Here is a 12120-nt window from a genome sequence, read left to right as displayed (position 1 = left end):
ATCAACCTGAAAGACGTGGAACAGATCGTTCGCACGGTACTGGCATCCATGCAGACACAGACCCAGGCGGCGCCGGCCGCCGCGCGCCGCGTCGCGCCGGGCGTGTTCGCCGAACTGGACGACGCGGTGGCCGAAGCCAGCCTGGCGCAGAAAGGCATCCGCACGCTGGCGGTGCGCACCCGGGTCATCGAGGCGATCCGCAAGGTCTGCGAGGAGCATGCGCGCGAACTGGCCGAACTGGCGGTGGCCGAGACCGGCATGGGCCGGGTCGAGGACAAGATCGCCAAGAACATCTCCCAGGCACGACACACGCCGGGCGTCGAATGCCTGTCGCCGATGGTGCTGACCGGCGACCGCGGCCTGACCCTGATCGAGAATGCCGCCTGGGGCGTGATCGCCTCGGTGACGCCTTCGACCAACCCCGCGGCGACCGTCATCAACAACGCTATCAGCATGATCGCCGCCGGCAACGCGGTGGTCTTCGCCCCCCACCCGGCGGCGAAGAAAGTCTCGCAGCGCGCGGTGTCGCTGATCAACGAAGCCTCGGTCGCCGCCGGCGGCCCGGACAACATCGTCACCACCGTGCTCGAGCCCGACATCGCCACCGCGCAGCGGCTGTTCAGCTACCCGGGCATCAACCTGCTGACCGTGACCGGCGGCGAGGCGGTGGTCGAGGCCGCGCGCAAGCACACCGACAAGCGCCTGATCGCCGCCGGCGCCGGCAATCCGCCGGTGGTGGTGGACGAAACCGCCGACATCGCCCGCGCCGCGCGCGACATCGTCTGGGGGCGTCCTTCGACAACAACATCATCTGCGCCGACGAGAAGGAGATCATCGTCGTCGATCGCGTCTGCGACGCGCTGAAGACCGAGATGGCGCGCCACAAGGCGGTGGAGCTGACGCCCGACCAGGCCGGGCGCCTGGTCGACATCCTGCTCACCAAGGTCGGCCCGGACGGACGCGGCAGCGTCAGCCGCGACTGGGTGGGCCGCGACGCGGCCAAGATCGCCGCCGCCATCGGCCTCGACGTGCCGGCCGACACCCGCCTGCTGTTCGTCGAAACCGATGCCGACCACCCCTTCGCCGTCACCGAGCTGATGATGCCGGTGATTCCGGTCATCCGCGCGCCGGACGTCGATGCCGCGATCGACCTCGCAGGAAGCTCGAAGGCAATTGCCGCCACACCGCGGCGATGCACTCGCGCAACATCGACGCGCTCGACCGCATGGCCAACGCCATCAACACCAGCATCTTCGTCAAGAACGGCCCCTGCCTGGCCGGCCTCGGCTTCGGCGGTGAAGGCTGGACGACGATGACGATCTCCACCCCGACCGGCGAAGGCGTGACCAGCGCACGCACCTTCGTGCGCCTGCGCCGCTGCGTGATGGTGGATCACTTCCGCATCATCTGAGGCCCATCATGCGCAGCATCGCCGACTGGCTCGAACCCCGCCTCGCCCAGGCCGCCGCACTGGCGGCCAGCGGTGCCGCGGCCGCCGGCCTGGCGCCGGATGCGCCGCTGCACCTCGGCATCGACCTCGGCACCAGTTGCGTGGTGACGATGGTGCTCGACGGCGAGGGCCGGCCCGTGGCCGCGCGGCTGGACTGGGCCGACGTGGTGCGCGACGGCGTGGTGTGGGATTTCTTCGGCGCGGTGCAGATCGTGCGCCGGCAGCTCGAATCGCTCGGCACGCTGTTCGGCGAGCGGCTGCCGAAGCAGGCCACCACCTCCTACCCGCCCGGCACCGACCCGCGCATTTCGGTGAACGTCATCGAAGCCGCGGGGCTGGAAGTCTCCGGCGTCATCGACGAACCGTCGGCGGTCGCCGCGCTGCTGCGGCTCGACAAGGCCGCGGTGGTCGACATCGGCGGCGGCACCACCGGCGTGGCGGTGGTGCGCGACGGGCGCATCGTCTATTCCGGCGACGAGCCGACCGGCGGCCATCACGTCAGCCTGACCCTGGCCGGTTCGCGCAATCTGCCGCTGGCCGAAGCCGAGATGCTCAAGCGCGGCAAAGACAACGCCACGCTGTGGCCCATCGTGCGGCCGGTGTTCGACAAGATGGCCCACATCGTCGACACCCACCTGCAAGGCTGGCAAGTCGATACCCTCTACCTGTCCGGCGGCTCATGCGCCATGCCCGGCGTGCGCGAATTGTTCGCCCAGCGCTTTCCGCAGCTGGAGGTGATCCTGCCGCAGCCGCCGCTGTTCCTCACTCCGCTCGCCATCGCCGCCCACGGCCTGGCCGGCGCGTACGCCGAGGTCCAGGCATGAACCACGAAGACGTCAGCACCGTCGTCTATCAGGCCATCGACCTGATCAACGCCCGCTCGGTACGCGAATTCTCGGTACCGCCGAGCACCTTCATCGGCCCCGGCAGCATCGCCCGCATCGGCCAGGCCATTGCCGCGCGCGGCATGAGCCGGGTCTTCATCGCCATCGACGAGAGCCTGGAAAAGCTCGGCCTCGCCGACGGCATGTACCGCTCGCTGCAAGCTTGCGGACTGGAGCACATCGTCTATCGCCAGGCACCGCGCGAGCCGGACACCACGCTGGTCGAAGCCATGGCCGAGGCGATGCGCGAGACCCGCTTCGACGGCGTCATCGCCTTCGGCGGCGGCTCCATCCTCGACGCCGCCAAGGCCGCGGTGGTGCTGGCCGCCAACCCCGGCCTCAGCGTGCGCGCGATGGCCGACGAGCCGGCGCGCATCGCCGTCCGCCGCGCGCCGCTGATCGCGGTACCGACCACCGCCGGCACCGGCTCCGAGGCGACCAATGCCACCGTCGTCACCGATACGGACGGCGGCGAACACGTCAAGCACCTCATCATCCACCCGGACATGATTCCGGACCTGGCGGTGATCGACGCCTGCCTGACGCTGGGCACACCGCCGCACTTCACCGCCGCCGTCGGCGTCGACGCCCTCACCCACGCCATCGAGGCCTATGTCGCCATCCACGCCACGCCGCTGACCAAGGCGCTCGCCTACCGCGCGATGACGCTGATCGGCGAGGCGCTGCCGATCGCGGTGGGCCAGGGCCAGAACATCGAGGCACGCGAATCGATGATGCTGGCGTCCTACATGGCCGGCGTCTCCTTCTCCAATGCCGGCCTGGGGCTGTGCCATGCGATGGCGCACCAGATCGGCCCCGCCTACGGCATCCCGCACGGCATCGCCAACGCCATCCTGCTGCCGTCGGTGATGGGCTTCAACCAGTTGGTGTGCAAGCGCGACCTCGCCGAGATCGGCCACGCCCTCAGCGGCCGCCTGCTGGATGCGGCGCAGACCATCGAGCACGTGCAGCAGTTGATCGCGGAACTGGGGCTGCCGCTCAACCTGCGCGAGGCCGGCGGCCGGGACGGGGACTACGAGCGTTTCGCCGACGCCGCGCTGCTCGACCCCAGCCTGGTCACCAATCCGCGCAGCGTGTCGCGCGCGCAGGTGGTGGAGGTCTATCGCCATGCCCACGCCCGCCAGTGCGCCACCGACTGGCGCACGAGCCAGCCGGCCGGCTGACGGAAAACGATAAACAGCGGAGCACCGGGCACGCGCTGGCGCGGTGATTCGACGAGCATCTGGCGCAAGAGGAAACGAGCATCATGGACAAGATCAACGTCATCATCATGTGGATCATGATGAGCTTCATGGCGATCGCCGCACTGGACCGGATGATGGATCAGTTCGACGGCGCCGAGAAAGTGCTGGGCAAGATCGGCCTCGGCGGCCTGGGCCGTTCCATCAGCGGCTCGGGCAAGCAGTTCGAGGAAGGCTTCATGGCGATGGGCGCGCTCGGCCTGGCGATGGTCGGGGTGATGGCACTGGCGCCGGTGCTGGCACGGATGCTCGGCCCCATCGTGATTCCGCTGTACGAGGCGCTCGGCGCCAACCCGGCGATGTTCGCCACCACGCTGCTGGCGCTGGACATGGGCGGCTTTCCGCTGGCGCGCGAGCTGTCCGGCGGCGACACCGCGGCCTGGATGTACGCCGGTGTGATCCTCGGCTCGATGATGGGGCCGACCATCGTGTTCTCGATCCCGGTCGGACTGGGCATCATCGACAAGGAAGACCGCCGCTTCCTCGCCATGGGCGTGCTCGCCGGCATCGTCGCGATCCCGCTCGGCTGCATCGCCGGCGGCTTGGTGGCGATGGCCTCCAACGTGATCATCGACGGACAGCAGGTGGATTTCACCTTCGGCATGATCCTGTCCAACCTGACGCCGGTGACCCTGTTCGCGGTGGCGGTGGCGCTGGGCCTGAAGTTCATTCCCGAGAAGATGATCGCCGGCTTCCAGGTCTTCGCCAAGATCCTGGTCGCGGTCATCACGCTGGGGCTGGCCGCCGCGGTACTGCAGGACCAGATCGGCCTGACCCTGATTCCCGGCATGGACCCGATCTTCATGGTGCCGGGCGACGTGCCGGGCGAGGACCTGCGCGGCATCGAGACCATCGGCAAGATCGCCGCGGTGCTGCTCGGCGCCTACCCGATGGTGTTCCTGCTGACGCGCTGGTTCGGCAGCTCGCTGGCCAAGGTGGGCAGCCTGCTGAAGATGAACGACACCGCCGCCGCCGGCATGGTGGCGACGCTGGCCAACAACATCCCGATGTTCGTGATGCTCAACAAGATGGACGACCGCGGCAAGGTGCTCAACATCGCCTTCGCGGTATCCGCTGCCTTCGCCCTCGGCGACCACCTCGGCTTCGTCGCCGCCGTGGCCTCGCCGATGATCTTCCCGATGATCGTCGGCAAGCTGGTCGGCGGCGTCGCCGCGGTGTTCGTCGCGATGATGATCGCGCCCAAGCCGAGCGTCGCCCCCGCCGTCGCCGCCAAGGCGACTGCATGAAGCTTCCGTCTGCTGCTGTGCCCGCGAAGCGCCCCCGCTCCCCGGCCCTCGGCCGGCCCTCCCTCCCGGGGAGCGGGGGCACAAGCACAGGGGATCCGCGTCATGGCTGAATCCTGGCAGATCCACAGCGTCGGCATCGACATCGGCACGACGACGTCGCAGGTGATCTTCTCGCGCCTCGAAGTGGTCAACCGCGCCGCCGCCTCGCAGGTGCCGAACTACGAGTTCTCGCGCCGCGACATCCTCTACGTCAGCCCGGCGATCCCCACGCCGATCGACTTCGAAGGCCATGTGCATGAGGACACGCTGCGCCGCTTCATCATGTCGCAGTACGCCGCCGCCGGGCTCGACACCGAGCAGGTCAAGTCCGGCGCCATCATCATCACCGGCGAAACCTCCAAGGCGCGCAACGCCCGCCAGGCGGTGATGGGGCTGGCCGAACAGCTCGGCGACTTCATCGTCGCCACCGCCGGCCCGCATCTGGAATCGGTGATCGCCGGCCAGGGCTCGGGCGCCGCCGAACATTCGCGCACCAACACCTGCCGCGTGCTCAACATCGACATCGGCGGCGGCACCTCCAACTACGCGGTGTTCGAAGCCGGCCGCGTCGTCGACACCGCCTGCCTCAACGTCGGCGGCCACTTGCTCGAACTCGAAAGCGACGGCCGCCTGCGCCACCTGCACGCGCCGGCCCGGCCGATCTGCACCGAACTGGGACTGTCGCCGCTGCCGGAAGCCGGCCAGCCGGTCAGCGACGGCACCGTCACCCGCATCGCCGACCGCATGGCCGGCCTGATCCATGAAATCTGCGTCGGCCAGCCCTCGCCGCTGGCGCAGCAGCTGCTGATGACCGACTGCCTGCGCCCCGGCCATCGCTACGACGCGGTCTATCTGTCCGGCGGCGTCGGCGCCTGCTACTACGACCCGCAGAGCATCGCCTCCGCCCGCGCCTTCGGCGACATCGGCCCCGCCCTCGCCGAAGCCCTGCACCGCCACGCCGGCATGCAGGCGCTGCCGCTGCGCGAACCGCGCCACACCCTGCGCGCCACCGTGATCGGCGCCGGCGCCTACAGCCTGTCGCTGTCGGGCAGCACCATCTGGGTGGACGAGCAGCACCTGCCGGTGCGCAACCTGCCGGTGGTCCACGCCGCCCGGCCGTGGCCCGGCTGCACCGCCGTGCAACTGGCCGAGGACTGGGATAGCGCGATGAAGCGCATGGACATCGACCCCGCCAAGGACGGCTATGCGCTGGGCCTGCCCGACGACCTGCCGGTGGCCTACGCCGACGTCGAGCGCGTCGTCGACGCCCTGGTGCATTTCGCCGACGCCCATCCCGACCCCGCACGGGCACTGTTCGTCGTCGCCCGCCAGGACCTCGGCAAAGTGCTCGGCATGCTGCTGCAGCCCCGCCTGCACGGCCGCAAGCTCGCCGTCATCGACGAGATCCAGACCCGCCCCGGCGACTACATCGACGTCGGCAAGCCCTTCATGGGCGGCGACATCGTGCCGATCACGGTGAAATCGCTGGCGTTCCCGGGCTGAATCAGGGGGCAATTCGAGGCGCCCCGCCAACTTCCCCCTTAGCGGCAGCTCAAGGGCAGGAAATCGAGCCTGCAGTTCGCGCCGACATCGAGTCGTGGTCGAACGGACAACGAACCGCTTTTCCCTTCATGTTCCGCCCTGGTCCAACTCAGCGTCACCAGCTCCGGGGCCTGCTCGGGCCGCGTGGCGTGCGTTCGAAGACCGAGAGGGGTGCGATACGAGTACTGCAGCGAAGCACTGGTGAGATCCTTCAAAAGGATGAGCCGTGGCGGCGGGCTCGAAGTGACGGCTCCCAGCCCCCGTTGCTCGAATGCCACCACGAACCCACCTGCACTTGCCGGCTCGATCAGAATTCTTGCCCTCACCGTCCCCGCGTGGACCTGGCTGTCGACCGGAATCGCGGCAAACTCGAAGACTGACCCGGTCGCGACGATCCGATGTCGCTCATCGGTATCAGAGGCAGGTGGAACAAGGTTCGATATTGCCGCTTTCATCACCGCGATCGCGCGCTGCTCCGCCATCACCTGCCCCGCCGCCTCCCCGGATTGCTCCACACCTCGCTGGACCAGCAACAACACCTCGGTAGCCATGTAAACAAGCCCGCTGCCGATGACCATGGCGATGAGCAGTTCCAGAAGCGTGAAGCCTCCAACTGCGCTGCGCATGCGTCGCGCGCTCAACGAACCACTCCGACACGGTAAGTTTCAAGCGACACCAAGGGCACACGCCCTTGAGCGAAGACGTCGACCTGCACCCGACGAAGCGCATAGGGCTTCACGGTATCGACCGCACTGGCTGCCGTTCCAGCCTGTTCGACCGTCGCCCTCCATGACAAGGCGCCTTCGCTGCCCTCGAAGCGTCCCTCCGTATCGGCGGCGATGACGACATGGGCCTCGAGCTGATTGGCTGCGACCAACAAGGCCTCAGCCCTCAGGGCGTCCGCTTCGATGCGTTCCAGGTTCGTCACGATCGGCGGCAGCAGCACGCCAAAGAAGAGCGCCACCACGGCAAGGGCGATCAGGGTTTCGAGAGGACTGAATCCGTCTTGTCGACGCATGGTGCTACTCGAACGCCAGGCTGCCAGTCAGCGCGTCGACACGGATCCGGGTACGCGTCCTTCCGGACATGAATTCGATCGCCTCCCCGCTGGAAGATCCATCGGGAAAGAAGGTGATGCCCCGCTCCCGTCCCGCCCCGCTCATGCAGGACACCGTGAAGCCGGTATCACGGTCAGCCTTGGCGGCCTCCCCTCGCCTCGAACTTGCCATGGACTCACACGGAACGAACACAGCGACACCGCTTCTCATCGCACTCAACCTGGCCTTCCTGAGACGGTGCTCGACACGTTCCGAGACACCTTGCAGGCGCCGGTCATCGCCCGGGACCGCCTGGGCGCCGATGGCGGCAAGCAAACCGAGCAGCACGATCACCACCAGCAACTCGAGCAGCGTCATGCCACGCTCATTGCCTGTCCCAATTGCCGATGTCGGTGTCTTCGCCACTGCCGCCTTCCTTGTCGTCCGCACCCAGCGAGAAGACATCCGCCGGTCCATGCTTGCCCGGCATCCGGTAGCGGTACGGACGCCCCCACGGATCGGTCAGGTGCTGCTGCTTTCGCACATAGGGCCCACGCCACTTGGCCGCGCCCGGCGGGGCTTCCCAAAGGGCGCGCAGCCCATGTTCCATCTCCGGATAAGTCCCCATGTCGACCCGGTAGTAATTGAGCGCGGTGGTCAGCGTTTCCACCTGGAGCGCCGCCGTATCCGACTTTGCGCCGGAGAACATGTTCATCACCTGCGGCGTGACCACGGCGGTCAGCAAACCCATGATGACGAGCACGACCAGAAGTTCGAGCAGTGTGAAGCCCCTACTTGTCCCCATGTGCCGGCGTGCCGAAAGATGAAGGTGTTCGGTCATGATCTCAATGCAAGTTGGTTGATGCTGAGTATTCCCAGCATGACGCCGCCGACCACGAGGCCGACGACGATACCCAGGAACGCGATCGCGAGCGGATTGACCAGCGCGAGCGTCCGTTCGAGTTGTTCGGACGCATCCCGCTCCAGCAACTGGGCGGCGCGCAGCGTTGCAGTACCAAGTGCGCCGGTGTGTTCTCCCACCTCGATCAAGGCGCAGGTCTCGTCGGGAATCGACCCGATGGATTCGAGGGCCGCACCGATCGTGCTGCCCTCGCGAAGCTGTCGCGACGCACCTTCCAGTGCGACACGAAGACGCCGCGAGCCGGCAGCCTGTGCCGTCAGCAGCACGGCTTCCGAAGCTTCCACGCCGCTCTGAAAGAGCATTCCGAGCACGCCGAGCATACGCGAAACATTCAGTCTTTCCATGAGACGAACAGGCGGAAGCCGTCGTGCTGCTGCGCCGAGCCAGGTGTCGAACCATGGAGAACGGCGATACAGCACGAACCCTGCCGCGACGAACCCGAGGCTCCACAGCAGCGCTGCCAGGGCGTGGTTCAGTACCATGTCCGACAGCCACAGCACGAAACGCGTCATACCCGGCAAGCGATGCTCTTCGCCGGCGAAGATCGGTTCGAACCCCGGGATCACCACGGTCAGCACCACCACCAGCGCAAGCAGAACGGTCGCGAGCACGATGGCAGGATAGGTGAGCGCATTGCCGATCTCCGCCCGTGTGCCGGCCTGGCGCTGCAGGTGGCGCCCTGCTGCCTCCAGCCCATCGGCCAGGTCCCCGCCACTCTCCGCTGCCCGGATCATCGGCGGCAGGTATTGCGGCATGCCGGGTTCGGCGCCCAAGGCAGCCGACAGGGGTGCTCCGGCCTGGATGCGAGGCAGCAGGCTGCGCGCCAGGCGCGCCGACGGACGCTTGCCCGCCTGGCGCGAGACCACGCGCAGCGCCTGTTCGACGGTCAGACCGGAGGCGAGCATCGCACCGATCTGTTCGCAAAACAGCGCGACGTCACGAAGCGGCATGCGCTGGTTCAGCATCACCGGTCGACTGAGCAGATCGGTGATGCTGCCGTCCTGCTCCGTGATCCGGAGCGGCGTCAGGTTTTCGCCGATCAGCTCCAGGGCAAGGCCCTCCGCATCCTTCGCCTCACGTATCAGGATGCGGTTTTCGCCATCGACAGTCAGCGCACGCACGGTGAACCGTCTCACAGCCGCCCGTCCTCGATGACGCCCAGCACTTCATCGAGCGTCGTCTCTCCCGCCAGCACCCTGCGCAATCCGATGGACAGCAAGGCCGGGATGTCCTTTTCCCGAGCCAATCGCTGCAGCACCTCTTCCGCATGCGCCTGCCGGATCGCCCCTCGCTCTTCCGTTCCGATGGCCAGCGCCTCGAAGAGCGGAATACGCCCGCTGTAGCCGCGCCCCCGGCAGGTCGGGCAGCCTGTCGCCATGGACAGCCGGTAGGATCCGGCATCGTCTCCCGCAACCACAGCCATCGCCGCGTGCTCCTCCGGCGTCGGTAAACGCGTTGTGACGCACGCCGGACATAGTCGGCGAACCAGGCGCTGTGCGCCGGCAAACACCAGCGTCGATGCCAGCAGATAGTCCGCCACCCCCAGGTCCAACAGGCGCGTCACGGCACCTGCGGCGGTATTGGTATGCAGCGTCGCAAGCACCAAGTGCCCGGTCAGTGCCGAGCGAATGGCGATATCGGCAGTCTCGCTGTCCCGGATCTCACCGATCATGATCACGTCCGGATCGTTGCGGAGCACCGAACGCAGCGCAGCGCCGTAAGTCAGTCCGATCTCGGGTTTCACCTGCAGCTGCGCCACGCCGGGCAGGGTGTACTCGATGGGATCCTCCACCGTGACGATCTTGAGCTCGGGGCTGCGGATCGCATTCAGCGCGGCATAGAGGGTCGTCGTCTTGCCGCTACCGGTCGGGCCGGTGATCAGCACGATGCCATGGGGCCGCTCGAGCGCTGTCCGAAGTGCACTCAGGCTGAAGGGGTCGAGTTCGAGCCGCTCCAGTTCAGGCGAAACCGAGTGCTGCCCGAGCAAACGCAGCACCATCGACTCGCCATGCAACGTGGGAAAAGTCGCGACGCGCAGATCGAGGCTCACGCCCCGTGTCGTGAAGCGGATGCGCCCATCCTGCGGCAGGCGTTTTTCGGCAATGTCGAGCCGCGCCATCAGCTTGAGCCGCGAGATCAGGGCTTGCGACCAGCGGCCGGACAAGGTCTCGGCTTCCTGCAGAATGCCATCGATCCGGTAGCGCACCACCAACGCATCGGCCGAGGGTTCGAGATGGATATCCGATGCATGCATGTCCATCGCCTGCGTCAACAGACGTTGCGCCAGTCGTATGGCAGGCGCGTCCGAATCATGATCGGACAGCCGGTCGATATCGTCCCCACTGCCCGCTGCTTCGCCCTGCCCTGCATGAGCATCCGAATGCAGACTGTCCTCGCGGGCGTTGGCCTGCAACTGTTCCTCGATGTCCGACTCCAGCGCCGCCAGCCGCTCCACCGGCTTGCCCAGCGCAAAGCGCACTCCATCGACCGCCACCTCGTCCATCGGATTGGCCATGGCCAGCCGGGCCCGTCCTTCGGACTCGCCGATCGGGCACACGCCGTGCCGACGCAGGAAGACAGGGTTCAGCGCGGCCGGGATCGCCAGCGGACGCGGATAGTCGGATCGAGCAAGGACATCGATGCCGAGGAGTTCGCCGAACAGCCCCGCCATGTCCCGCTCGGACACGACACCCAGACGCGTGGCAGCTCGGGAAAACGCCAGGCCACGAGCGAGCGCCGCCGCACGCACCCGCTCGACGCCCTCGACCGTAATGAGCTGATGATGCTGAAGCGCCTCAACGAGTCGGGTCTCGTCCGATATGCCCTCGGATTGACTGGACAAGCCCAGGATGGATGGCCTGCTCATCTTGGTCCACATCGCTCTGCCTGCATCTGAAGCGCGTATTGCCATGTCGTTGCTCGAACCGTGAGCATAGCTGTTTACGGCTCAGCATGCATGCCATTCGTCTATGACGAAAGAAACCACAGAACGGGGGAAAACTCCGCCAAGCATGAACAAAGGTATACCACCGACCTTCTCCCCACACCCGCCCCCACGCTGTCATGTCTCACTGCAGTCACAGGGAAACCGCGGAACTTCAAATCCGATTGCACACCCAATGTATCATGCGCATATTATGCGCACTGGAGGTAACCATGAAATCCACAGGAGCCGCTGCACAAGCGACGAAACGCCCGGTCAACTTGACCTTGAGCGAAAGCACCGTCGAGCAAGCCCGCCGCTACACGAACAACCTGTCGGCCACGGTCGATGGCTTGCTGGCTGAATTCATTGCCAGGGAAGCTCAGGCTCGCGAAGAAAAGCGCCAACTCTATGCAAAGGTCTCTGAAGCCTGGAACCGGTTCGATGAACGCTATGGCACGTTCGGTTCGGAGCACTCCCCTTTATGAGCCAGTTCGACGTTCATCGGAACCCCGGCAAGAATGCCGCTGCAATCCCGTTCGTCGTCGTGGTGCAGTCCGCGGCGTTCGATGAGCGGAAAAGCCGAATCGTCATTCCCCTGGCCAGAACCGAGAAAGCCTCTGCCAACGTGGGCATGGTGGCATCGCGGGTGAACCCAATTTTCGAAATCGATGGCATCCAGGTGACATTACATACACTGCAAGTGGTGTCGGTACCAATCGATTCGCTGGGTAAGAAGGTGGGGTCGTTGGCACACGAAGCAGACGCCATCATCGATGCCATGGACGAAGTTTTCTCCAGGGCCTATGGCTGA

The 12120-nt window shown here is 66.5% G+C and carries 14 protein-coding genes; 8 read left to right on the top strand and 6 right to left on the bottom strand.

The annotated features are described in order from the left end of the window. The first annotated feature begins 15 nt into the window (after window positions 1-15). From AAFL97_RS07035 to AAFL97_RS07010, 6 genes are all read left to right on the top strand, one after another. Window positions 16-864 carry an aldehyde dehydrogenase family protein gene (locus AAFL97_RS07035; protein ID WP_341644300.1) on the top strand — a complete coding sequence of 283 codons (849 nt, stop codon included), beginning with the start codon at window positions 16-18 and terminating at the stop codon, window positions 862-864. A gap of 8 nt (window positions 865-872) precedes the next feature. Next, the gene (locus tag AAFL97_RS07030; RefSeq protein ID WP_341644299.1) at window positions 873-1316 is read left to right on the top strand and encodes a hypothetical protein; all 444 of its coding nucleotides are present in this window, start codon (window positions 873-875) and stop codon (window positions 1314-1316) included. A gap of 103 nt (window positions 1317-1419) precedes the next feature. After that, window positions 1420-2274: an ethanolamine utilization protein EutJ gene (eutJ, locus tag AAFL97_RS07025; protein WP_341644298.1), complete on the top strand. Its 855-nt coding sequence runs from the start codon at window positions 1420-1422 to the stop codon at window positions 2272-2274. After that, window positions 2271-3518 (top strand): iron-containing alcohol dehydrogenase family protein, encoded by a 1248-nt coding sequence (locus AAFL97_RS07020; protein WP_341644297.1) that lies wholly within the window; start codon window positions 2271-2273, stop codon window positions 3516-3518. The genes eutJ and AAFL97_RS07020 overlap by 4 nt, the downstream gene beginning before the upstream one ends. Window positions 3519-3601: 83 nt before the next feature. After that, the gene (eutH, locus tag AAFL97_RS07015) at window positions 3602-4843 is read left to right on the top strand and encodes an ethanolamine utilization protein EutH (RefSeq protein WP_341644296.1); all 1242 of its coding nucleotides are present in this window, start codon (window positions 3602-3604) and stop codon (window positions 4841-4843) included. A gap of 102 nt (window positions 4844-4945) precedes the next feature. After that, on the top strand, window positions 4946-6385 hold the full coding sequence (locus AAFL97_RS07010) for an ethanolamine ammonia-lyase reactivating factor EutA (protein WP_341644295.1): 1440 nt from the start codon (window positions 4946-4948) through the stop codon (window positions 6383-6385). Between the two features lie 38 nt (window positions 6386-6423). Here AAFL97_RS07010 and AAFL97_RS07005 read toward each other — a convergent pair whose 3' ends face one another. Genes AAFL97_RS07005 through AAFL97_RS06980 form a run of 6 tightly spaced genes read right to left on the bottom strand, consistent with a single transcriptional unit; the run spans window position 6424 to window position 11261 of the window. Continuing rightward, window positions 6424-7065 (bottom strand): PulJ/GspJ family protein, encoded by a 642-nt coding sequence (locus AAFL97_RS07005; protein WP_341644294.1) that lies wholly within the window; start codon window positions 7063-7065, stop codon window positions 6424-6426. Further along, window positions 7062-7442: a type II secretion system protein gene (locus tag AAFL97_RS07000; protein ID WP_341644293.1), complete on the bottom strand. Its 381-nt coding sequence runs from the start codon at window positions 7440-7442 to the stop codon at window positions 7062-7064. The genes AAFL97_RS07005 and AAFL97_RS07000 overlap by 4 nt, the downstream gene beginning before the upstream one ends. Window positions 7443-7446: 4 nt before the next feature. After that, complete coding sequence (locus AAFL97_RS06995; protein ID WP_263460052.1) at window positions 7447-7839, bottom strand: prepilin-type N-terminal cleavage/methylation domain-containing protein; 393 nt, start codon at window positions 7837-7839, stop codon at window positions 7447-7449. Between the two features lie 7 nt (window positions 7840-7846). Then, complete coding sequence (gene gspG / locus AAFL97_RS06990) at window positions 7847-8302, bottom strand: type II secretion system major pseudopilin GspG (protein ID WP_263460051.1); 456 nt, start codon at window positions 8300-8302, stop codon at window positions 7847-7849. Then, window positions 8299-9519, bottom strand: a complete 1221-nt coding sequence (locus AAFL97_RS06985; RefSeq protein ID WP_341644292.1) for a type II secretion system F family protein — start codon at window positions 9517-9519, stop codon at window positions 8299-8301. The genes gspG and AAFL97_RS06985 overlap by 4 nt, the downstream gene beginning before the upstream one ends. Continuing rightward, window positions 9516-11261 (bottom strand): GspE/PulE family protein, encoded by a 1746-nt coding sequence (locus AAFL97_RS06980; protein ID WP_341644291.1) that lies wholly within the window; start codon window positions 11259-11261, stop codon window positions 9516-9518. Before AAFL97_RS06980 ends, AAFL97_RS06985 begins: the two co-directional genes overlap by 4 nt. 278 nt (window positions 11262-11539) lie before the next feature. Here AAFL97_RS06980 and AAFL97_RS06975 point away from each other — a divergent pair, with 278 nt between their 5' ends. Both AAFL97_RS06975 and AAFL97_RS06970 read left to right on the top strand, forming a co-directional pair. After that, entirely contained in the window at window positions 11540-11794 is a 255-nt protein-coding gene (locus tag AAFL97_RS06975; RefSeq protein ID WP_341644290.1) for a type II toxin-antitoxin system CcdA family antitoxin, read from the top strand. Further along, a complete protein-coding gene (locus AAFL97_RS06970) occupies window positions 11791-12120 on the top strand; it encodes a CcdB family protein (protein WP_341644289.1) in 330 nt (109 codons plus the stop codon). Before AAFL97_RS06975 ends, AAFL97_RS06970 begins: the two co-directional genes overlap by 4 nt.

This window comes from Thauera sp. SDU_THAU2, assembly GCF_038260575.1.
In the GTDB taxonomy this organism is placed as follows: Bacteria; Pseudomonadota; Gammaproteobacteria; order Burkholderiales; family Rhodocyclaceae; genus Thauera.
Note: the sequence above shows the minus strand (reverse complement) of the source record. Positions and strands in the feature narration are given on the sequence as shown.

What these genes read in the sequence shown, in the direction of transcription:
- eutH (WP_341644296.1), top strand. Translation starts at nt 3,602, where the DNA reads ATGGACAAGATCAACGTCATCATCATGTGGATCATGATGAGCTTCATG.
- AAFL97_RS06980 (WP_341644291.1), bottom strand. Translation starts at nt 11,261, where the DNA reads ATGTGGACCAAGATGAGCAGGCCATCCATCCTGGGCTTGTCCAGTCAA.
- AAFL97_RS06970 (WP_341644289.1), top strand. Translation starts at nt 11,791, where the DNA reads ATGAGCCAGTTCGACGTTCATCGGAACCCCGGCAAGAATGCCGCTGCA.
- AAFL97_RS06995 (WP_263460052.1), bottom strand. Translation starts at nt 7,839, where the DNA reads ATGACGCTGCTCGAGTTGCTGGTGGTGATCGTGCTGCTCGGTTTGCTT.
- eutJ (WP_341644298.1), top strand. Translation starts at nt 1,420, where the DNA reads ATGCGCAGCATCGCCGACTGGCTCGAACCCCGCCTCGCCCAGGCCGCC.
- AAFL97_RS06975 (WP_341644290.1), top strand. Translation starts at nt 11,540, where the DNA reads ATGAAATCCACAGGAGCCGCTGCACAAGCGACGAAACGCCCGGTCAAC.
- AAFL97_RS07010 (WP_341644295.1), top strand. Translation starts at nt 4,946, where the DNA reads ATGGCTGAATCCTGGCAGATCCACAGCGTCGGCATCGACATCGGCACG.
- gspG (WP_263460051.1), bottom strand. Translation starts at nt 8,302, where the DNA reads ATGACCGAACACCTTCATCTTTCGGCACGCCGGCACATGGGGACAAGT.
- AAFL97_RS07020 (WP_341644297.1), top strand. Translation starts at nt 2,271, where the DNA reads ATGAACCACGAAGACGTCAGCACCGTCGTCTATCAGGCCATCGACCTG.
- AAFL97_RS07000 (WP_341644293.1), bottom strand. Translation starts at nt 7,442, where the DNA reads ATGCGTCGACAAGACGGATTCAGTCCTCTCGAAACCCTGATCGCCCTT.
- AAFL97_RS07030 (WP_341644299.1), top strand. Translation starts at nt 873, where the DNA reads ATGGCGCGCCACAAGGCGGTGGAGCTGACGCCCGACCAGGCCGGGCGC.